The sequence below is a fragment of the Serratia sp. PF-27 genome, assembly GCF_030053255.1.
GTDB lineage: Bacteria > Pseudomonadota > Gammaproteobacteria > Enterobacterales > Enterobacteriaceae > Serratia > Serratia bockelmannii.
The window spans coordinates 202,713-224,232 of sequence record NZ_JASGBT010000021.1 but is presented as its reverse complement, the minus strand read 5'-3'; the positions used below and the strand labels follow the sequence as shown (position 1 = coordinate 224,232).

At 61.8% G+C, this 21,520-nt stretch carries 16 protein-coding genes; 10 read left to right on the top strand and 6 right to left on the bottom strand.

All coding sequences use genetic code 11. The features are described from left to right. Positions 1–5 precede the first annotated feature (5 nt). From QMZ29_RS16105 to ybaK, 7 genes are all read left to right on the top strand, one after another. Positions 6–2,066, top strand: a complete 2,061-nt coding sequence (locus QMZ29_RS16105; RefSeq protein ID WP_060432571.1) for an FUSC family protein — start codon at positions 6–8, stop codon at positions 2,064–2,066. Continuing rightward, the gene (locus QMZ29_RS16100; protein WP_060432570.1) at positions 2,059–2,250 is read left to right on the top strand and encodes a DUF1656 domain-containing protein; all 192 of its coding nucleotides are present in this window, start codon (positions 2,059–2,061) and stop codon (positions 2,248–2,250) included. Before QMZ29_RS16105 ends, QMZ29_RS16100 begins: the two co-directional genes overlap by 8 nt. 16 nt (positions 2,251–2,266) lie before the next feature. Continuing rightward, positions 2,267–3,187, top strand: coding sequence for an efflux RND transporter periplasmic adaptor subunit (locus tag QMZ29_RS16095; protein WP_154618021.1), 921 nt, complete (start codon positions 2,267–2,269; stop codon positions 3,185–3,187). A 4-nt stretch (positions 3,188–3,191) separates the two neighbouring features. Further along, positions 3,192–4,616 (top strand): efflux transporter outer membrane subunit, encoded by a 1,425-nt coding sequence (locus QMZ29_RS16090; RefSeq protein WP_283225784.1) that lies wholly within the window; start codon positions 3,192–3,194, stop codon positions 4,614–4,616. 147 nt (positions 4,617–4,763) lie between these two features. After that, entirely contained in the window at positions 4,764–7,475 is a 2,712-nt protein-coding gene (copA, locus tag QMZ29_RS16085; RefSeq protein ID WP_261425475.1) for a copper-exporting P-type ATPase CopA, read from the top strand. Between the two features lie 133 nt (positions 7,476–7,608). Further along, positions 7,609–8,415, top strand: coding sequence for a TraB/GumN family protein (locus QMZ29_RS16080; RefSeq protein ID WP_025301805.1), 807 nt, complete (start codon positions 7,609–7,611; stop codon positions 8,413–8,415). 228 nt (positions 8,416–8,643) lie between these two features. Then, on the top strand, positions 8,644–9,123 hold the full coding sequence (gene ybaK / locus QMZ29_RS16075) for a Cys-tRNA(Pro)/Cys-tRNA(Cys) deacylase YbaK (protein ID WP_004940240.1): 480 nt from the start codon (positions 8,644–8,646) through the stop codon (positions 9,121–9,123). A gap of 10 nt (positions 9,124–9,133) precedes the next feature. Here ybaK and dacB read toward each other — a convergent pair whose 3' ends face one another. Then, positions 9,134–10,600: a D-alanyl-D-alanine carboxypeptidase/D-alanyl-D-alanine endopeptidase gene (gene dacB, locus QMZ29_RS16070; protein WP_164063564.1), complete on the bottom strand. Its 1,467-nt coding sequence runs from the start codon at positions 10,598–10,600 to the stop codon at positions 9,134–9,136. Between the two features lie 92 nt (positions 10,601–10,692). Next, positions 10,693–11,850, bottom strand: coding sequence for a multidrug effflux MFS transporter (locus tag QMZ29_RS16065; protein WP_025301802.1), 1,158 nt, complete (start codon positions 11,848–11,850; stop codon positions 10,693–10,695). 100 nt (positions 11,851–11,950) lie between these two features. Between QMZ29_RS16065 and QMZ29_RS16060 the strand changes: the two genes are divergently transcribed. Continuing rightward, on the top strand, positions 11,951–12,718 hold the full coding sequence (locus tag QMZ29_RS16060) for an AraC family transcriptional regulator (protein WP_261425476.1): 768 nt from the start codon (positions 11,951–11,953) through the stop codon (positions 12,716–12,718). 108 nt (positions 12,719–12,826) lie between these two features. Here QMZ29_RS16060 and ushA read toward each other — a convergent pair whose 3' ends face one another. Next, complete coding sequence (ushA, locus tag QMZ29_RS16055) at positions 12,827–14,479, bottom strand: bifunctional UDP-sugar hydrolase/5'-nucleotidase UshA (RefSeq protein ID WP_261425477.1); 1,653 nt, start codon at positions 14,477–14,479, stop codon at positions 12,827–12,829. A 178-nt stretch (positions 14,480–14,657) separates the two neighbouring features. On the opposite strand from ushA, the gene QMZ29_RS16050 reads away from it, so the two are divergent. Then, on the top strand, positions 14,658–15,878 hold the full coding sequence (locus QMZ29_RS16050; protein WP_025301799.1) for an MFS transporter: 1,221 nt from the start codon (positions 14,658–14,660) through the stop codon (positions 15,876–15,878). A gap of 245 nt (positions 15,879–16,123) precedes the next feature. Continuing rightward, complete coding sequence (gene ybaL, locus QMZ29_RS16045; RefSeq protein ID WP_025301798.1) at positions 16,124–17,815, top strand: YbaL family putative K(+) efflux transporter; 1,692 nt, start codon at positions 16,124–16,126, stop codon at positions 17,813–17,815. A 59-nt stretch (positions 17,816–17,874) separates the two neighbouring features. Here the strand turns inward: ybaL and QMZ29_RS16040 are convergent, their stop codons facing one another. From QMZ29_RS16040 to QMZ29_RS16030, 3 genes are all read right to left on the bottom strand, one after another. Further along, positions 17,875–19,179 carry an inosine/guanosine kinase gene (locus tag QMZ29_RS16040; RefSeq protein ID WP_060432564.1) on the bottom strand — a complete coding sequence of 435 codons (1,305 nt, stop codon included), beginning with the start codon at positions 19,177–19,179 and terminating at the stop codon, positions 17,875–17,877. A gap of 90 nt (positions 19,180–19,269) precedes the next feature. Beyond that, positions 19,270–20,232 carry a ferrochelatase gene (gene hemH / locus QMZ29_RS16035; RefSeq protein WP_004940253.1) on the bottom strand — a complete coding sequence of 321 codons (963 nt, stop codon included), beginning with the start codon at positions 20,230–20,232 and terminating at the stop codon, positions 19,270–19,272. A 119-nt stretch (positions 20,233–20,351) separates the two neighbouring features. Then, the gene (locus QMZ29_RS16030; RefSeq protein ID WP_261425478.1) at positions 20,352–21,515 is read right to left on the bottom strand and encodes a glycerate kinase; all 1,164 of its coding nucleotides are present in this window, start codon (positions 21,513–21,515) and stop codon (positions 20,352–20,354) included. Positions 21,516–21,520: the final 5 nt, after the last annotated feature.

Here is a 21,520-nt window from a genome sequence, read left to right as displayed (position 1 = left end):
TTCGCATGCCGCCCGCCCCCCACCTTCGCCAGACAAGAGCGCCATTCATCAATCTGCTGTCGCATCTGGACTTCATTACGCCACGGTGCGCCTATATCGTCCGTTCGATTGCCGCTGCGGGACTGGCGCTGGCCGTCGCCTACCAGCTCGAACTGGATATGCCTTATTCCGCGGCTTCCACCGTGCTATTGGTGATCAATCCAACGCAAGGAGCCGTCATCGGCAAAGGCAGCTGGCGCCTGATCGGCACGCTGATCGGTATTCTGGCCGCGCTGTTGCTGATGTCGTTATTCGGCCAAATGCCGCTGCTTTTCATCATCGCCTTTGGCTGTTGGATGGGGTTGTGCGTTGCTGCCATGACGCTGTTGCGTCATTTCAAAGGTTCTGGCGCCGTCGTCGCGGGCTATACCGTCGGGCTGGCGACCTATGGCGCGATGGGGCACCCGGAAAAGACCTTTGAGCACGTCATTGGTCGCGGTTCAACGGTGGCTATCGGAGTCGTTTGCCTCGGCCTGGTGGTTTCTTTATTCAGCGCACGCGGCATGCGCGAGAAACTGGCCGCTCACTACGCTCGCCTGGCGGCGAACACGGCGAAGATCATCGGCGACAGCACGCCCGCCGCCGAGCCGGCCAGGGTGCACATCATGAGCGATATCTACAGCATCGACGACCTGCTGGCTCTGGGCAAAGCCGAGTCAAAAGAGCTTGCACAACGCGCAGCGGCGATTCGCGATGCCATGTCTTCGCTTTTCAGCGCACTGGCCGGCGGGCCAACGCCGCAGGACTGCCCTCCAGAAGCCCTGAAGGCGTTGAGTTCGCCGCTGCAGGCCGCCTGGCTCAGCGCCGGCGATGCTTTAGCGGAGGGCGCCGATGGTGCACGGCGCGCCGTCACCATTTTACAGGCAGCCCGCGCGCATCTTATCGAACAGCGTGACGCATTGAATTTGCCAAATATGCGGGAAGAGGCGGCATTGCTCATTGCCGCGGATCGACAGCTGGAGCAGGTGGACGATTATCTGGCCGCGTTGGTCGGGCTGTCAGCGATCGATCGCCCACGCGCACCGCTGAAAAAAAGACGGACGGTACATTTTCACCGCCCGTTAGCCAGCGCCGCGCAGAACGGCTTTCGCGCCATGCTGACCCTTGTTCTGGCCGGTTTTTTCTGGCTGGAAAGCGGCTGGAATTATGGCGACATGATGTTGCTCGTCCTGGCGCCTTATTGCGCATTGGTCGCTACCATGGGCAACCCGGCCGCCGGCGCCTGGCAGTTTCTGAAAGGCACTATGTACGCCGTGCCGGCGGCGTTTGTCTGCGCATTCGGCATCCTCCCGCATCTTGACGGCCTCCCGTTGCTGGTCATCACGCTGGCGCTGTTCTGGCTACCTGGGATCTACGCGACCACGCTACCTCGGCATATGCTGGCGGGCCTGGCGTATCTGGTTGGATTCAACACGCTGGCCGCCGCCGACAATCCCATGCATTACAACCTGCATGATTTTCTGAATTACAGCGTCGCCTGGATCGCAGCGACCGCTTTCGCCGTGTTGAGTTTTCAGCTGCTTCTGCCACGCAACCCGGAAAGAGACATCGAGCGTTTACGCCATCGCGTGCGCAACGAAACATTGGCGCTTCTGCGAGGCAAATCTCCGGACGCCGTCGTCTGGCAACAACGCCAACAGCACCGAATAGCGCAGCTTGGCGCGATGCTCAAAAGCAGCCCGCAACGGATAGCCGCGGAGCTCGCCCCCGCGCTGGCGGCGATCCACGTTGGGCGAGAAGTACTGCGGATCAAAAAAACGCTCGCCTCTCGCCGACTGCCCCCTACGCCGCACACCGTGGCCCAGCGGGGGATGGTGCGTCTTGCCGCCACCGCAGGTTCGTCCTCCCGCACAATACGCCATGCCCGGCGTACCGCACGCCAGCTCGCAGGCATGGCAGAACGCTATCCGCAGCAGCGGCAAGACATTCAAAAAACCATGGCGGCCTTCGCCGATATTTTTTGGCTGATCCAGCGCCATGCCCACTATTTCAACGCGCTGCCCGCGCAGGAACGCCTCCATGAGTGAGTTCGCCATCGCCGAAACCTATGTGTCGCCTTTTTTCATCTATGCCTGCGTCACGCTCCCTATCTATATCACCGTCAGGGCGCTGCTGGCGCGCAGCGGATTGCTGCGGTGGGTATGGCATCCCGCCCTGTTCGAATTCGCCGTTTCGCTGATGCTGTTGGCAGCCTTAATCCTTTACGTTTAATGCAAAGAGTTTCGCCATGTCCTTGCCCGTCAATAAATTATTCAGAGTTCTGTTCACGCTCGGCGCCTGTGCCGCCGCGCTATCGCTGGTGGTCGCGCTTTGGAAGGCTTATGTCATCGCCCCCTGGACCCGCGATGGCCGGGTCAGCGCGGATGTTGTGCGCATCGCGCCGGAAGTGGCCGGCACCGTCCTGGAGGTCGCCGTCGAGGATAACCAACGCGTCAAACGCGGCGATGTGCTGTACCGCATCGATCCGCAGCGTTTCAAACTGGCTGAAACCCAGGCAAACGCCCAACTTGCCGCCGCCGAAGAAACGTTGCACCAACGCCAGGAAGAAGCGAAACGGCGCCGGGGCCTCGACGAGATCGTGCCCCTGGAAGATATCCGCCGCGCCGGACGCAGCGTCGCCATCGCCCAGGCGGACATGCAAAAGGCGCAGGCCGCCTTGCATATCGCCCAGTTGAACCTCGAGCGCAGCGTGTTGCGCGCGCCTGCGGACGGTTTCATCACCCACCTTCGTTTGCGCCAAGGCGACTATGCACTCGTCGGCCAGGCCAACATAGCCTTGATCGATGCCACCAGTTTCCGGGTTACCGGTTATTTCGAAGAGACCAAGCTGCGTCGTATCACCGTCGGTGCACCGGCCAGCATCCGTCTGATGGGCAGCGACAAACCGCTGGCGGGCCATGTCGCCTCTATCGGACGCGGCATTTCCGACGACAATGGCAACCTGGGCGATAACGGCTTACCGACCGTCACGCCAACCTTCAGTTGGATACGCTTGGCTCAACGCATCCCAGTGCGCATCGCGCTCGACGACCTGCCCGCCAACGTTCTGCTCGCCGCGGGGATGACCGCCAGCATCGATATTACGCCCCCGGATCAGGAAAACGTGGCACACGGACGCCTGACCGATTGGCTGCACGCCATGATGTAAAAGGATGCACATGAATCATTTATCAAACAGTTGTCGCTATCTGACAATGGCAGGCATCACGTTTCTTATCCTGCAACTTGGCGGCTGCGCTGCCGTTGGCCCCGACTATCGGCCTGAACCGCCCGCCCATCCCGCCGGCTGGTCGACAACGGAAAGCACCCATTACGCGCAGGAACAAGAATTGGCCCATTGGTGGCGCCTGTTCAACGATCCCGTCTTGAATCAGCTTGTCGACAGCGCGCTGCTGCATAACCAGGATCTGGCGATAGCGCGCCAGCGGCTGTTACAGGCGCGCGCCGAAAGGGAACGTTCCGCCGGCTTGCTCGAACCAGAAATCAACGCCGGGGCAGAAACCACGACGGCACAATGGTCGACAAAATTGGATAACGCCCCCACACCGGCGCGTTCTAAAACCTATCGGCTCGGCCTGGAAGCCAGTTGGGAAATTGACGTCTTCGGCGGACGGCGGCGCTCGCTGGAGGCCGCCGATGCCCAAGTGCAGGCGGTGGAAAATGACGGGCGCGCCATTTTGGTCAGCCTGCTGGCGGAACTCGCCGACGACTACGCGGCGCTGCGCACCACCCAACAACGTCTGTCGATCGCCCAGGACAACCTGGCGGCATTGACGACGGCGGAAAGGCTGGCGGTCAAAGCCTATTCTCACGGTTTAGGCACGGCGGCAGAAGTCGCTCAGGCCCGTGCGGAGCGTGAAATCAACCAGGCCAGAGTGCCTGAATTCGCTGGCGAAGCCGAGCGCCTGATGCATGCTATCGGCGTCCTGATCGGCGATTTTCCCGCAACGCAGCGCGGCATGTTGAACCGTCAAGAAGCAGCGCTCACCGTACCGCCCGCGCTACCGCTCTCGCTGCCTTCGGAGGTGGTAAGACGGCGCCCGGATATCCGGGCGGCGGAACGTCGCCTAGCTGCCGCCAATGCCGGGATCGGCGTTGCGATCGCTGCTGATTTTCCCAGATTCACCATCCCGTTGGGCCTGGATACTACCGCCAGCCTGCTGCATCAGCTCTTTTCCGCCCAAAGCTTCGCCTGGGTGCTGAGTGGTTCCGTCCAGCAGTCCGTTTACAACGGCGGAAAAAACAACGCTGCAGTGCAGGAGGCGCGAGCAGAAGCCGAAGCGCAGCGCCTCATTTACCAACAGCAGGTACATTTGGCCTTCAGGGATGTGGAAAACGCGTTGTCCGGCCTGAGAACCGAACGGTTGCGGCACGCCGCCTTGTCCGCCGCCGAACGCGATAGCCGAGTTGCACTCACTCGCGCCACCCGGCTCTATCGTCAGGGGCTCAGCGGCTATCTGCCCGTGCTTACCGCACAACGCAGCGCCTATCAAACCCGGGATGCGCTCGCGCTTAACCAACTGAACGATGTTCAGGCCATGATCGGTCTTTATAAAGCCTTGGGGGCCGGGTGGTAACCGCAAAGGGCGACGGCGCACTTTTTTCATCATCGATAAAAAAGTCTGTTGACCTTAACCTTGCTGGAAGGTTTAAGCTCTGCGTTGAGTAAAAGTCGATCCTGCGGTGACCGTTGCAACACCGCCCTTTAAGCAAGGAGTTCAATCATGTCACACACCACTATGCTGGCATTGCAGGGGCTGTCCTGCATGAACTGCGCGCAGCGGGTGAAAAAAGCCCTGGAAAGCCGCAGCGATGTCGAAAAAGCCGAAGTTAACGTGCATTACGCCAAAGTGACCGGCGACGCACCGGACAACGCGCTGATCGACAGCGTGATCGCCGCCGGCTATCAGGCCGAAGTCGCGCCGCACGCCGACACCGAGCTGCAGCTGAGCGGCCTGAGCTGCATGCACTGCGTCGGCAGCACCCGCAAGGCGCTGGAAGCGGTGCCGGGGGTGTTCGCCGCCGAGGTCGAGATCGACAGCGCGAAAGTGTACGGCGATGCCGATCCGCAGGCGCTGATCGCCGCGGTGGAACATGCCGGTTATCACGCCAGCGTGGCGGGTGCCGTCGTCCCAAAAACTGAGCCGTTGACTGACGCAACACCTTCGTTGCCGGACGTTCAGCCAGCGGCGCAGCCTCCCCTTCCGGCAACCGACAACGCGGACGACAGCGTACAGCTGCTGCTCAGCGGCATGACCTGCGCCAGCTGTGTCAATAAAGTGCAGCATGCGCTGCAAAGCGTCCCCGGCGTTGAACACGCGCGCGTCAACCTGGCGGAGCGCAGTGCGCTGGTCACCGGCGCCGCCGATGCGCAGGCACTGGTAGCGGCGGTGGAAAAAGCCGGCTACGGTGCCGAGATGATTCAGGACGAGACAGAACGTCGCGAACGCCAACAGCAGACCGCACGCGCCAACATGAAGCGCTTTAGCTGGCAGGCGGCACTGGGGCTGGCGTTGGGTATCCCGCTGATGGCCTGGGGGCTGTTCGGCGGCAGCATGACGCTGACGCCGGAAACCCAGCGCCCCTGGCTGCTGGTCGGCGTCATCACCCTGGCGGTGATGGTGTTTGCCGGCGGGCACTTCTACCGCAACGCCTGGCGCGCGCTGATGAACGGCAGCGCCACCATGGATACCCTGGTGGCACTCGGCACCGGCGCCGCCTGGCTTTACTCGATCGCCGTCAACATTTGGCCCGATTTCTTCCCGATGGAAGCGCGCCACCTCTATTACGAGGCCAGCGCGATGATCATCGGTTTGATCAACCTCGGCCATGCGCTGGAGCAGCGCGCTCGTCAGCGTTCTTCACAGGCGCTGGAGCGGTTACTGGATCTGACACCGCCCACCGCGCGGCTGGTGACCGACGACGACGAACGCGATATCCCGCTGGCGGAGGTGCAGCTCGGCATGACGCTGCGGCTGACCACCGGCGATCGCGTGCCGGTCGACGGTGAAATCGTGCAGGGCGAAGTCTGGCTCGATGAAGCGATGCTGACCGGCGAAGCGGTGCCACAGCAGAAAGGCCCCGGCGATACGGTGCATGCCGGGACGGTGGTCGACGACGGCAGCGTGCTGTTCCGCGCCGCCGCCATCGGTAGCCAAACCACGCTGGCGCGCATCATCAAACTGGTGCGTCAGGCGCAGAGCAGTAAACCGGCGATTGGCCAGTTGGCTGACCGCGTCTCGGCGGTGTTCGTGCCGGCGGTGGTGGCGATCGCCCTGTTCAGCGCAGCGATGTGGTACTTCTTCGGCCCGCAGCCGCAGCTGGTCTATACGCTGGTGATCGCCACTACGGTGCTGATCATTGCCTGCCCGTGCGCATTGGGCCTGGCAACGCCGATGTCGATCATCTCCGGCGTCGGCCGCGCGGCGGAGTTCGGCGTGCTGGTTCGCGACGCCGACGCCCTGCAACAGGCCAGCCAGTTGGACACCCTGGTGTTCGACAAAACCGGCACCCTGACCGAAGGGAAACCGCAGGTGGTGGAGATCCTGACCTTCAATCAGGTCAGCGAGCAGCAGGCGATCGGCTGGGCCGCCGCGCTGGAACAAGGCTCCAACCACCCGCTGGCGCGCGCCATCATGGAACGCGCCGCCGGGCAAACGCTGCCGCAGGTGGCGCAGTTCCGCACCCTGCGCGGCGCCGGGGTCAGCGGGGAGATCGACGGCGCGCAGTTGCTGCTGGGTAACGCCGCGCTGCTGGAACAGCATCAGGTCGCGACCGCCGAACTGGATGCGCCGATGCGCGCCCAGGCCGAACGCGGCGTGACGCCGGTGCTGCTGGCCGTTGACGGTAAACCGGCCGCGCTGTTCGCCATTCGCGATCCGCTGCGCGAGGACAGCATCGCGGCGCTGCAGCGCCTGCACCAGCAGGGATATCAGCTGGTGATGCTGACCGGCGACAACCCGGTGACCGCCAACGCCATCGCCAAAGAAGCCGGTATCGATCGGGTGATTGCCGGCGTGCTGCCGGACGGCAAAGCGGCGGCGATCAAACAGCTGCAGGCGCAGGGCCAACGCGTGGCGATGGTCGGCGACGGCATCAACGACGCCCCGGCGCTGGCGCAGGCCGACGTGGGCATCGCGATGGGCGGCGGCAGCGACATCGCCATCGAGACCGCTGCCATCACCTTGATGCGCCACAGCCTGAATGGCGTAGCGGATGCAGTGGAGCTGTCGAAGGCCACGCTGCGCAACATGAAGCAGAACCTGTTCGGCGCCTTTATCTATAATACGCTGGGCATTCCAATCGCCGCCGGCGTGCTCTACCCGCTGACCGGCACACTGCTCAGCCCGGTGGTGGCGGGTGCCGCAATGGCGCTGTCGTCGATTACCGTAGTCAGCAACGCCAACCGGCTGCTGCGTTTTAAACCCAGGAAGTAAGCTCCGGGGCGCCGTCAAGGCGCCCCGCTGTTTTCCGGGCTTCCCTGCGCGGCAGATAGCGTTTAGCATGAATGACGATTTTCCCTCGCCTTGCACGCGAAAACGCGCACCCGTTATTCAGGAGCCACGCCGTATGGGTCAACTGTTACGCCGCCTCGCCGCCTTTCTCGGCCTGATCTCGCCCAAAAGTTACGCTTATCCGGCGCTGGACATCACCCTGCCGGGCGAACGTCGGCTGCATCTGGTAGGCAGCATCCATATGGGCACCGTCGATATGTCGCCGCTGCCGCCCCGGCTGGCCGCCCGGCTGCAACAGGCCGACGCGCTGATCGTCGAAGCCGATATCACCGGCGCCGCCTCCCCTTTCGACCACGCCGAACAGCAGCCGGAGCTGGAACAGCGCCTGTCCGCCGAAGAGTATCAACAGCTGCTGGCGCTGTGCCACGAACTGGGCGCCGATCCGCACGCCTTCGCCACCCTGCCCGGCTGGCAGGTGGCGCTGATGATGCAGGCGCGGCAGGCTCAGCGTCTGGGGCTGCGCGCAGAGTACGGCGTAGATTATCAGCTGCTGCAGGCCGCCAGAGCGCAGGACAAACCGGTGATCGAACTTGAAGGGGCGCAGCAGCAGTTGGCAATGCTGGAACAGCTGCCGGAAGGCGGCATCGCACTGCTGCGCGATACGCTGGAACACTGGCATACCAACGCGCGGCTGCTGCAAACCATGGTGAGCTGGTGGCTGGACGCCAAACCGCGAGGCACGCTGGACACGCTGCCGGCCACCTTCAGCGCTGGGCTGTACGACGTGCTGATGCATCAGCGCAATCGCGACTGGCGGCGTCAGCTGGAGGCGCTGCCGGCCGGGGACTATGTGGTGGCGGTTGGCGCATTGCACCTGTATGGCGAGGATAACCTGCCGGCGATGCTGCAGCCACAGGGGTAAAAAAGTGGCCAATATCGCTATTGGCCAGTCAAAGAGGAATTTCTTGTATTCTAGTTATACGCATAGCAACCGTGTTAACGGTTACAGTAAACAGGGTAGCAACCCGGTGAATATCTTGGCAACCCGCTTTATGTAACAGCCGCTCAGGTTGCCGGGCAGGTTGGATTTTTGTATTTTTAAGGCTGGTTATCACCCCTTCCCCGCTGGGGACATTTTGGACAACACATCATGACGCCCGCAGTCGTTCTGCTTGAGAAACAAAAGGTCGCCTTCACCCTCCATCCTTATCACCACGACAGCGACGAAACCAACTTCGGCGATGAGGCGGTGAGAAAGCTGGGGCTGGATGCCGATCGGGTTTACAAAACCTTGCTGGTGGCGCTGAACGGCGACGCCAAACACCTGGCGGTGGCGGTCACGCCGGTCGCCACCCAGCTGGATCTGAAAAAGGTTGCCCGCGCCCTCGGTGCCAAAAAGGCCGAGATGGCCGATCCGCAGCTGGCGCAGCGCGTCACCGGGTATCTGGTGGGCGGCATCAGCCCGCTGGGGCAGAAAAAACGGCTGCCGACGGTGATCGACAGCCCGGCGCAAGCGTTCGCCACCATCTACGTTTCCGGCGGCAAACGCGGGCTGGACATCGAGCTGGCCGCCGCCGATCTGTGCCGCCTGCTGGCCGGCAGCTTCGCCGACATCGCCAAACGCGACTGACGACGCGTACTCAGCGGCACACCACCGTGGCGTCACAGGCTGCCAGCGTCTCCACCAGGCGGTCCTCCAGCGCCTTCACCTCCGCGCCGGGCACCAGATAGTTGTTGCTGATAATGGCGAACGCCAGCGGCCGTCCGGTCGCCGAATCGACATAGCCGCTGAGCGATGAGACCCCGGTCATGGAGCCGCTCTTGGCGTGGGCGCGCCCCGCCGCCGCGCTTTTTACCATACGGTGCTGCAGCGTGCCGCCCACCAGCAACCCCGGCTGGCCCGCGACGGGCAAAGCGCGATACCAGTCGGCGAACCACGGCTGTTTTCTGGCCGCCAACAGCAGCGTCGTCAGCTGTTGCGGCGTGATCTGGTTCATGCGCGACAGCCCTGAACCGTCCACCTGACGGTACGCGCCGGCCGCGATGCCCTGGCTTTGCACAAACTGGCCGATCGCCTGCAGGCCGGCGGCCCAATCCCCCTTACCCTGCGTTTTGCGGCCCATCGCTTTGGTCAGTACCTCACCGTAACCGTTATTGGACACTTTCAGGAAGGTGACGATCAGGCGGGAGAGCGGCGGCGAGGTTTTTTGCGCCAGCAGCTGTGCGCCGGCCGGCGTCACGCCCTCTTCAGCATTACCGTGCAGGGTAATGCCGTGCGCGCGCAGGGCATTTTGCAGTAAGGCGCCAACCACGCGGGTGGGTTGATCGACAGTGATCAATCGCGAACGGGCCTCCGCCTGCGCGGCGATGGTGCCGCTGACCACAACCCGATTACTGCCCGGCTGGCGCTCGAACGTCAGTGCGGTGTCGCCGCCGGTGCTGGTACGGTTGACCAGCGTCACCGCGTCATTGGCGGGATAGAAGCTCACCCGCCCCGGCGCACCGGCGCGGGCGCCCGGTTGCACATCCACCCGCACCACGTTGATATCGCCGCCGGGGGTAAAGGCGTAGTTTAGCGCCGAGATCGGTGCAGCGAAGGCAAAGGGTTCATCGTCCCAGCTCCAGCCGGCGCCGAATGGCGTTTGATCGAACGCGCTGGCGTCCAGGATCAGCCGCCCATGAATCTGGCGAACGCCGCGCTGCGCCAGCGTGGCGGCGAAGGTGTCGAGATCGTCAGGATGCAACGTCGGATCGCCGCTGCCCTGCAGATAGAGATCCCCCTGCAAGGTGTTGCCGCGCTGTTCACCGGTGGTCAGCAGCCGGGTTTCAAACCGGTAATCCGCCCCCAGCACGCCGAACGCCGCCAGAGAAGTGAACATCTTCATGTTGGAAGCCGGCGCCAAACGCTGCTCCGCGTGCGCCTGATAAAGCACGGTGCCGCTCTCGGCATCGCGCACCATCACGCCGCTCGACGCCCCAACCAGCGCCTTGTCCTGGCCGAGGGCCGCCAGCGCCTGGCTAAGCGTTTGCTCATGACCTTGGCCGGATGACGAACACCCCGCCAGCGCCAGGATGGCGGGCAGCAGCCAGCCTGCGGTTTTCAACATGTCATCTTCCTGTTTGCGTTATCAAAACCAAATTGTCGCTCAGGCTATCATTGGAAGGCAGCGGTGGCGAGAATGTCCGCCCCGTTTATCATTCAGCTACGCGCAGGCAACGCCAAACGACGCTCGTTGTGCGCCACCCGCCACGCCAACAGCAGCACGCAGAGACTGCAGAGCGACAGCACGGCACCCAGGTGCAGCGACAGCCCCGCCAGCACCAGGCCACCGCCGAGCATCAGGTAATACATCAGGCCAAGGATGGCGCCGGCAGTGCCCATGCAGTCTTTATAATGGCGCAGCGCGCGCGCCAGAATATTGGGAATGGCGATGCCGTACGCCATCACCACCAGCATCATCGGCAGAACAAACCACAAGGTCCCTTCCAGCAGCAATACCAGCAGGCCGCCGGTCAGCGACAGCGCGCAGGCCAGCATCAACAGTGCGGGGAACAGCCAGCGTTTGCCGATCAAAAACTTGTTGATCGCCGCGCCGATACCCACTCCGACCGCCAATACCAAACCGGTATAACCGAACCACTGCGTCGGCAATCCCAACGCTGAGAAGTGGAATGGCGCCAGTTGGTAATAGCTGAACATGCAAATATTGAACAACGCCACCAACAGCGCACTGAGCCAAATATCCCCGTCCTTGATCATCCGCCCCAGCGTGCCGAAAAATGAACTCTTCACCACCTGTTGCGGACGCGTCTCCGGCAGTTGCCAACCGGCATAGCCCAACAACAGCGCCGCCAACAGCGCCAAACCGCCGAACACCCCCTGATAGCCCCAATAGTAAGTCAGCACTGCGCCGCTCAACACGCCAACCGCCGGACTGATCGCCATGGCGATCCCCATCACCGAGAACACCCGCGCCAACTCATAACCGTCGAAGCGATCGCGAATCGCCGTTTGCGTCCCGACCGAACCGACCGCCGCGCCAAAGGCGGCCAGCACCCGCGCCGCCAGCAGCACGCTGAAGCTGCCGCTGAACAGCGCGATGATAGAAGCCAGCAGATAGAGCGTCAGCCCGGCCAAAATGGTAGGACGCCGCCCGATGACGTCGCACATCCGCCCCCATACCACCACGCCGAGCGCAAAAGCGAAAAAGTAACAAGAGAGCGTTTGCGCCGCCATCTCCGCACTGACCCGGAAACCGTGCGCAATGTGCGTCAATGCCGGGCTGTAGATGGTCTCCACCACCTGGGGAAACATCATCATCGACGTCGCCAACGTCAGCGTCAGTTTACGTTGCATAACAGATCCTGTAGCCAAGAATAGGCTGCACAAGGTAGCATCAGCTCCCCGGTACCGATTACAATATGAAAGACAATAAATTTACAAAATCGGACATACTATGGCGTGGCTTCAGGCGCAGGACAGTTTTAATCCGGATACGCTCGACAACGGGGTACTCGGGATCGCCGCCGAACTGGCGCAGCACGACTCGGGCACGCATTGGCATGACAGGGGGCAGTTGCTGTTCTGTCAGCAAGGCAGCATGCGCATCACGCTCAACCAAAGCATCTGCATGCTGCCGCCGGGCAGAGTCGCCTGGATCCCGCCGCAGGTGGCTCACCGCGTTCAGGTCAACGGCGTCGTCGGTTACCGTTCGCTTTATCTCGACGCCGATCGCTATGCCTGTCTGCCTGCGCAGCTTGCCGTACTGACAGCCTCGCCGCTGCTGCGCGAGGTGTTGGAACGCATCGCGTTCGCCGCCTTCGACACCGACTGGCAGCACGGGCCTCACGCCAATATTCTGGCGGTCTGCCTCGACGAGATCGCCGCCGCACCGCGCGAACTGACGTTGCTGCCGCTGCCCAGCGACCGGCGCCTGCGCCATCTGGCCAATCTGGACATGCTTCCGCCGCTGCACGAGCTATCGCGCTATAGCGGCGCTTCCGAGAAAACCATCAGCCGGATTTTCCGCCGTGAAACCGGGCTCGGTTATCAACAATGGCGTCAGCAATGGCGCCTGATCAAAGCGATAGAGATGCTGGCCGCAGGGATGAGCCAATCCGATGTCGCCGGCCAGCTGGCGTTTTCCAGCGACAGCGCCTTCGCCACTTTTTTCAAGAATATGATGGGTTGCCCAGCGAGGGCGTATATGGAGAGACGAAAGTAAGACGCCGTCTAAAACGGCAACGCCGACAGAAGGCGTTGATGGAGAGGAGGCTCGCGAAGGCGGGAACGGCGCCCCCGCGACAAGCGAGAACGCCGTTCCGCTACACCTCTATCGATAGACGATCTCGCCCTTCGGTTCGTAAGCCGCCGCATCCAGCGGCGAGTGTTTCTCGATGTACTGCTTCAGCACCTCGGCATCGATAAAGCCGGTGTTGACGTAGCTCGGCAGCCCGTCCAGCTTCGGATAGCCGTCGCCGCCCAGCGCGTTGAAGTTCAGCGTCGCCATGCGGTAGGTTTTATCCGCCTGCAGCGGCTGGCCGTTGATCTTCACCTCGCTGACGCCCTTGCCGTCCGCCACCAGGCTGACGTTGGCGAACTGGGCGTAGGCGCCGGAATCCGGCTTCATGTTGGCCACTACCGCCAGGTACTGCTCAACCTCGCTGCCTTTCATATCGACATGCACCAGGGTGTTGCCGAACGGCTGTACCTTGAGCACGTTTTTGTAGGTGATATCGCCGCTTTCAATGGAGTCACGCACCCCGCCGCCGCTCATCACCGCAAAGTCGGCATCGGCGCGCTCCCTCTGCGCGGCCAACATCACCCGCGCCAGGTTGGTCTGCACGAAGCGTACCTTGCTGCGATCGCCCTCCAGCTTGCCGTTAACGCTGCCGATCTTCACGCTCAGCTGCTCCTTGCCCTTCTCCTGGAACGGCGTCAGCAGTTTCATCATGGTCGGATCTTCCGCGATCTGCTGGGTGTAATACACTCGCTCGCTGGTGCCGTCCGCCTTCTCCACCTTCTTCTTCAGGTTCACCGGGATCAGCTGATAATGCACCAGCTTCAGCTCACCGTTGCGGAATTCGAAATCGGCGCGGCCCACGTACTTGCCCCACTCATGCGCCTGCACGATCCAGGTGCCGTTCTGGCGATCCGGCGAACACGGCGTGCCCGGCACATAGTCCACCTGCTTACGGTTGTCGCCGGCCATGCACACCGGGTCCTGCGAGTGGCCGCCGACGATCATGTTGAGATACCCGGCCGGCAGGCTGCGCGCCATCTCCACGTCGCCCGGCGCGTTGGAGCCGTGTTCGCCGTTGTCATAGTGCCCCATGTGGGTAGCGGCGATGATCACGTCCGGTTTCTCATCCTTGCGCAATTGCTCCACCACCCGCTTCGCCTCCGGCGCCGGCACGCGGAATTCAATGTCGGTAAAGTACTCCGGATTGCCCATTTTCGCGGTGTCGTCGGTCGTCAGGCCGATCACCGCAATCTTGATGCCCTGCTTGTCGAACAAGGCGTAAGGCTTGAACAGGCGCTGGCCAGTGCTTTTCTGATAGATGTTGGCGGACAGCAGCGGGAAGGTCGCCCATTTCTCCTGCTGGCGCAGCACGCTCAGCGGGTTATCGAATTCGTGGTTGCCGATCGCCATCGCGTCATAACCCACCAGGTTCATGCCGCGGAAGTCCGGCTCGGCATCCTGCAGATCCGATTCCGGCACGCCGGTGTTGATATCGCCGCCGGACAACAGCAGCAGGCTGCCGCCCTGCGCCGCCACTTCCTGGCGAATACCGTCCACCAGCGTTTTCTGCGCGCCCAGGCCGTATTCGCCGTGATCGTTCTGCCAGAAGTGACCGTGATGATCGTTGGTGTGCAGAATGGTGATGGCGTAGGTCTTATCCTTTTCCCAGGCACTGGCGGCCCCCGACAGCAACGTCAGGGAAACGGCCAACGCGCATGCGGTGGTTTTCAGCGAAAAACGCATGGCGGATCTCCGTGTATTAAATGGCTTTTATGATGAGGGCGAAATTGTAGCGCGAATTAATGACAGCTGATTTCAAATTTTTGCGATGTGAGTCTGATTATTTCAGATATGGTAAAAATTGGGCGCCCTGCCTAAGATGTCATCTCTGTGCTCAACAACTTCTCAGGCTAATAATAATATGACCGACAGTAGCCAAAGCGCGATGCCGCCCGCCAAGGGCAGTGCGGTGAAGGGAACCGCCTTCTCCATCCTTGGCGCCATCAGCGTGTCTCACCTGCTCAACGATATGATCCAGTCGCTGATCCTGGCGATCTACCCGATCCTGCAAGCCGATTTTCACCTCAGCTTCGTGCAGATCGGCATGATCACCCTGACCTATCAGCTAACCGCCTCGCTGCTGCAGCCGCTGATCGGGTATTACACCGATAAACACCCGCAGCCTTACTCGTTGCCGATCGGCATGGGCTTTACCCTGTCCGGCCTGCTGCTGCTGTCGGTGGCGAGCACCTTCCCGCTGGTGCTGCTGGCGGCGGCGCTGGTGGGCACCGGCTCATCGGTCTTCCACCCGGAATCCTCGCGCGTGGCGCGCATGGCCTCCGGCGGACGACACGGCCTGGCGCAGTCGCTGTTCCAGGTCGGCGGCAACTTCGGCAGCTCGCTCGGCCCGCTGCTGGCCGCGCTGATCATCGCGCCTTACGGCAAAGGCAACGTCGCCTGGTTCACGCTGGCGGCACTGCTGGCGATCGTGGTGTTGCTGCAGGTCAGCAAATGGTATCAACATCAGCATCGGGCAACTAAAGGGCTGCCGAAAAGCCCTTCGGTGTTGAAACCGCTGCCAAAACGTACCGTTGCCTACTCACTGGGCATTCTGCTGGTGCTGATTTTCTCCAAATACTTCTATCTGGCCAGCATTAGCAGCTATTACACCTTTTATCTGATACATAAGTTCGGCGTTTCAGTGCAGAATGCGCAAATTCATCTGTTCGCCTTCCTGTTCGCAGTAGCGGCTGGCACCATTATCGGCGGGCCTCTTGGCGATAAGATAGGGCGTAAATACGTTATTTGGGGCTCTATTCTCGGCGCTGCGCCATTTACCCTTGTTTTACCCTATGCATCACTCTATTGGACCGGCATTTTAACGGTGATCATCGGGGTTATTCTCGCCTCGGCGTTCTCCGCCATTCTGGTCTACGCTCAGGAGCTTATCCCCGGTAAAGTCGGCATGGTTTCCGGCTTATTCTTCGGTTTTGCTTTCGGTATGGGCGGGTTAGGCGCGGCAGTTCTTGGTTATGTCGCCGATTTAACCAGTATCGAACTGGTCTACCAAATCTGTGCTTTCCTACCGCTGATCGGCATTATCACCGCGCTACTGCCCAATATGGAGCATAAACCGCAATAACCCCGCGAACCGCCCGGATGAAATTATTTATTCATCCGGGTTATCCTACGGATAAATCAATGTTATTTGGCTTATCTGACACAAAACTCCCTTATTGCCCCGCCTTAAGTGAAATCCTTTGCTTTTTTACAAAAAAGGCCAAATTAGCCAAGCAAGCCGCGAACAAATGCAATAAACTAAATGTATCTTTTCGTAACTTTGTTGCGTTTCTCCCGTGCCGCGATGCATAGCCAGAAGGAGTATGGATGCATAATTCAACACCGCTCATTACCACCATCGTCGGAGGGTTAGTACTCGCCTTCCTCCTCGGCATGCTGGCGAACCGCCTGCGCATCTCCCCTCTGGTGGGGTATCTGGCCGCAGGGGTACTCGCCGGCCCGTTCACCCCCGGTTTCGTTGCTGATACCTCACTGGCGCCGGAACTGGCGGAAATCGGCGTTATCCTGTTGATGTTCGGTGTTGGCCTGCACTTCTCTTTGAAAGACCTCCTCGCAGTAAAATCTATCGCCATACCCGGCGCCGTGGCGCAGATAGCCGTCGCTACCCTGCTCGGCATGGGGCTGTCCAAGCTGCTCGGCTGGGATCTGATCTCCGGGCTGGTGTTCGGCCTCTGTCTCTCCACCGCCAGCACCGTGGTGCTGCTGCGCGCGCTGGAGGAACGGCAGCTGATCGACAGCCAGCGCGGGCAAATCGCCATCGGCTGGCTGATCGTCGAAGATTTGGCGATGGTGCTGACGCTGGTGTTACTGCCGGCCTTCGGCAACATGCTGGGCAACAACAACGCCAGCAGCGGCCAACTGCTGATGGAGCTGGCGCTGACCATCGGCAAGGTCATCGCCTTCATCGCGCTGATGATCGTGGTCGGCCGCCGTCTGGTACCGTGGATCCTGTCGAAAACCGCCAGCACCGGCTCGCGCGAACTGTTCACCCTGGCGGTATTGGCGCTGGCGCTCGGCATCGCCTACGGCGCGGTGAAACTGTTCGACGTCTCCTTCGCCCTGGGCGCCTTCTTCGCCGGCATGGTGCTGAACGAGTCCGAACTGAGCCACCGCGCGGCGCACGATACCCTGCCGCTGCGCGACGCGTTCGCGGTGCTGTTCTTCGTCTCGGTCGGCATGCTGTTCGATCCGATGATCGTGATTAACGAACCGCTGGCGGTGCTGGCGACACTGGCGATCATCGTGTTCGGCAAATCCGCCGCTGCGTTCCTGCTGGTGAAAATGTTCGGCCACTCCAAGCGCACCGCGCTGACCATCTCCGCCAGCCTGGCACAGATCGGCGAGTTCGCCTTTATTCTGGCGGGCCTTGGCATCACGCTCGGCATGATGTCGGAACACGGTCGCAATCTGGTGCTGGCAGGCGCTATCCTGTCGATCATGCTCAACCCGCTGTTGTTCACCCTGCTGGAGCGCTATCTGGCCAAGACCGAAACCATCGAAGAGCAAATCCTCGAAGAGGCGGTGGAAGAAGAGAAGCAGATCCCGGTAGAGATGTGCAACCATGCGCTGGTGGTCGGCTACGGCCGCGTCGGCAGCCTGCTGGGCGGCAAACTGGCCGAGGCGGGCATTCCGCTGGTGGTGATCGAAAACTCCCGCCCGCGGGTGGAAGCGCTGCGCGAGCAAGGCATCAAGACGGTGTTGGGCAACGCCGCCAATCCGGAAGTGATGGATCTGGCGCGGCTCGACTGCGCACGCTGGCTGCTGCTGACTATCCCCAACGGCTATGAGGCCGGCGAGATCGTCGCCTCGGCGCGCGCCAAGCGCCCGAACATCGAGATCATCGCCCGCGCCCACTACGACGACGAGGTGGCCTACATCACCGATCGCGGCGCCAATCAGGTAGTGATGGGCGAACGGGAGATCGCCAACAGCATGCTGAACATCCTGCAGCTGGACACCCTGAGCGAAGAAGAAAAAATGGGCGGCTGCCCGATCTGAAACGCCACGCGCGCATAAAAAAAGGTCCGGCATTGCCGGACCTTTTCTTTTTCAGCGGGTTAACGCTCCCAGTAAGACTCTTCCAGGCTGTCTTCGCGCTCCGGCAGGCCGCGAGTGAGTCGTGGCGAATGCTGGTTCAACACCTGGTAGCTGACGCGGTTGGCGTATTTGCACACCTGCGCCAATGAGGAGTATGTCAGGTAACTGCGCACGTGCTTGCTGGAATTCGGCACGTTGTGGCGGTGATAGCCGTTGGCGGCGATATCGTGCAGCAACGCCGACAGCGCGCCGTCGCCGGCGCCGTTGGTGTTCATGATCCTCTCGGGGCCGCCCATATAAGGCGCGATGTGCGAATAAACGCGCAGCGGATGTTCACAGTGCTCGCGGCGCATAGCGCGGCTGAATTCGTAGCGGTTGAACTCGGCGATATGCCCCGGCAGCAGCGGATGCTGGGTCTGACGCTTGTTGGCTTCTTCGGTGTAGCCCGCCATATACAGGCCGTTCGGACCGGCGGTGCACAGCACCAGATCCACCCACTCCAGCGCCATGTCCGAGGCGGTCAACGGATCGCTCAGCCCGGTCAGCTCCAACGCTTCGTCTTCGTTCATCGCCAGAATCGTCACGTTTTCCTTCAGGAAATCGCGCCACCACTGCGGGTTGTCAGCGATCACGTACTTGGTGCCCAGCGTCAACACCACCGGCACGTCGTGTTTTTTGGCGTATTCGATCGCCTGCAGGGTAGCGGCCTTCATCGGCTCCCCTTCCTTGCAACGCACCAGATAAGAGCTCAGCACCAGCGCCGATGCGCCGGCGATCACCTCTTCAGGAATGCTTTCCGGGCGTAGTTGGTTCATCTGGCCAGGGTTGATGGCGAAGGTACGCTCGCCGCTTTCCCCGATCAGCGTGAAGCAGCGGCCGATGGCGCCGTCTACGCCCTGCAGATAGTTAAGATCGGTACGGCTGGAGGTATTGCACAGATAACGGTAGGCATAGCTGCCGATTTTCACGTTGCTGCACATCACGCCGAGCAGCACCGAGCGATCGTCCGCCAGCACCGAATAGTTGTGCATGGTATTGCCGATGGTGCCGCCGGCGAATTGATGGGTGACCAGGTTGTTTTCATTCAGTTCCTGATACAACGCCTCGGCGACGTCGTCTTCGATCACCAGAGAGTGGCCCAGGCTCAGGCCGTAGCGCTGGACAAAAGCGTCGTCCACTTTCGCCTCGATATCCACCAGCGTCTGATCGATGCCGACGATATACGAGGTGCTGATTTCACTTTCGGGCTGGGCCTGCTGCAGAAGCGGATCGCGGGCGCTCACCGGGAAATAGTGTTTGGACTTGCGTTTACCAGGAAATTTCATGTGATTGGCGGTGGTGACGGTTTAACAAGCGGAGAATGTTAACACATCCCCGCCCGATCACGATGCATCTAATAGACAGATTATGGATGATTACAGACGCTGCGCCACCAGCTGCTGCATCATATCGATATGCGCCGGCTCGTCGTTCAACGCCGAGATATATTCAAACTTCTCGCCGCCGGCCTTGAGGAAGATCTCGCGGTTCTGTTCTTTGATCTCTTCCAGCGTTTCCAGGCAGTCCGCCGAGAAACCGGGGCAAATCAGCTGAATGTGCTTCACGCCCTGTGCCGGCAGCCCCTTCAGGGTCTCATCGGTGTACGGCGTCAGCCACGGCTCGCGGCCGAAGCGCGATTGGTACGTCATCATCACGCGCTCCGGCGCCAGCGGCAGCGTGGCGCTCAGCGCACGCAGCGTATCTTCGCAGCGCTGCGGGTAGTCATCGCCCAGACGCGCATAGCGTTTGGGGATGCCGTGGAACGACAACACCAGCCGATCCGGCTGGCCGTGCTCGGCGAACGAGCGCTCCACGCTTTGCTGCAGCGCGGCGATATAGGCCGGGTGTTCGGCGTAATCGCGGATGAAGGCCACCGACGGCAAGCGGCGATAGCCTTTCAGCACTCGCGCTACGCCATCCCATACCGCCGCGCTGGTGGAACAGGAGTATTGCGGGTAGAGCGGCAGCACCACCAGGTTGGTCACACCTTGCGCCAGCAGCTTGTCGATGGCTTCCGCCAAACTTGGCGAGCCGTAGCTCATTCCCAGCTCCACCGGCGTATTCGGCATGCGCGCCGCCAGCGCCCGCTGTTGGCGGCGGCTGTATACCAGCAGCGGCGAGCCTTCTTCCATCCACACCGACTGATAGAGCTTCGCCACGCGCGGCGAGCGGATCGGCAGGATCGCGCCGTTGAGGATCGGCCACCAGATCAGCGGCGCCGTGTCGACCACGCGATCGTCACTGAGGAATTCCTTCAGATAGCGTTTGACCGCCGACGAGGTCGGCGCATCTGGTGTGCCCAGGTTCACCAGCAATACGCCGTGTTTCTCTTGCTTCATCTCAGTTCCCCTCATTTCCTTTCCGGCCGGCATTCCGTTCTGGGTCGGGATGTCAGCAGCCATTAATGCCAGCTATTGTAACGGAAAAGTCCTGCGTCGGAACCGATAACAGCAACAGGCTATCCCTGTGGGCTTCCCCCTTGCGCCAGTTGCCATACCGCCGCCACATTGCGCGCCGTCACCTGCAGATTGCGATCGGCGTCCGCCAGCGCGTCTTCCAGCGTCACGATGCGATCGAGCACCGAAAACGCCGCATCGATGCCGTGTTGATGCACCACCGAATAATCCGGCGTCAGGCTGCCGGCGATGGCGATCACCGGCACGCCGTGACGCTTGGCCACTCGCGCCACGCCGATCGGCGTTTTGCCGTGGATCGACTGGCTGTCCAGCCGCCCTTCGCCGGTGATCACCAAGTCGGCATCGCGCACCGCTTCATCCAGGCGCAGGGTTTCGGTGACAATCTCGATGCCCGGCCGCAAGCGCGCTTCGAGCATGCCAAGCAGCGCCGCCCCCATGCCGCCCGCCGCGCCCGCCCCTGGCTGGGTCAGCACGGCGCGGCCGGTTTCCCGCTCCAGCAGTTCGCCATAGTGATGCAGCGCCGCATCGAGCTGGGCCACCATCTCCGGCGTCGCCCCCTTCTGCGGCCCGAACACCGCCGACGCGCCCTTTTCGCCGCACAGCGGGTTATCCACGTCGCAGGCGGCGGTTACGCTCACCCGTTGCCAACGCGCGTCCAGCCCGGCGAGATCGAGATGCGCCAGCTGCGCCAGTGCCGCACCGCCCACCGGCAGCGGCCGGCGATCCTTATCCAGCAATTTAACGCCCAGCGCCTGCATCATCCCAGCGCCGCCGTCGTTGGTGGCGCTACCGCCGATGCCGAGAATGATCGCCTTCACGCCGCGCTCCAGCGCCGCCAGCATCAGCTCACCGGTGCCGTAACTGGTGGTGATGCGCGGATCGCGCCGGTTGGGCGGCGCCAAATGCAGCCCGGAAGCGGCGGCCATTTCAATCACCGCGGTTTCGCCGTCGCCCAGCAGGCCATAAAATCCCAACACCGACTCCCCCAGCGGCCCGGTGACCGTCACCTGGACGATTTCGCCGCCGGTGGCCGCCACCATCGACTCCACTGTGCCTTCGCCGCCGTCCGCCATCGGCAGCTTCACGTAGTGCGCCTGCGGGTAAATTTGGCGGAATCCCCGCTCGATGGCGTCAGCGACGCCGAGCGCGCTCAGGCTCTCTTTGAAAGAATCCGGGGCAATAACCACTTTTTTCAGCGTTTTCATCACTG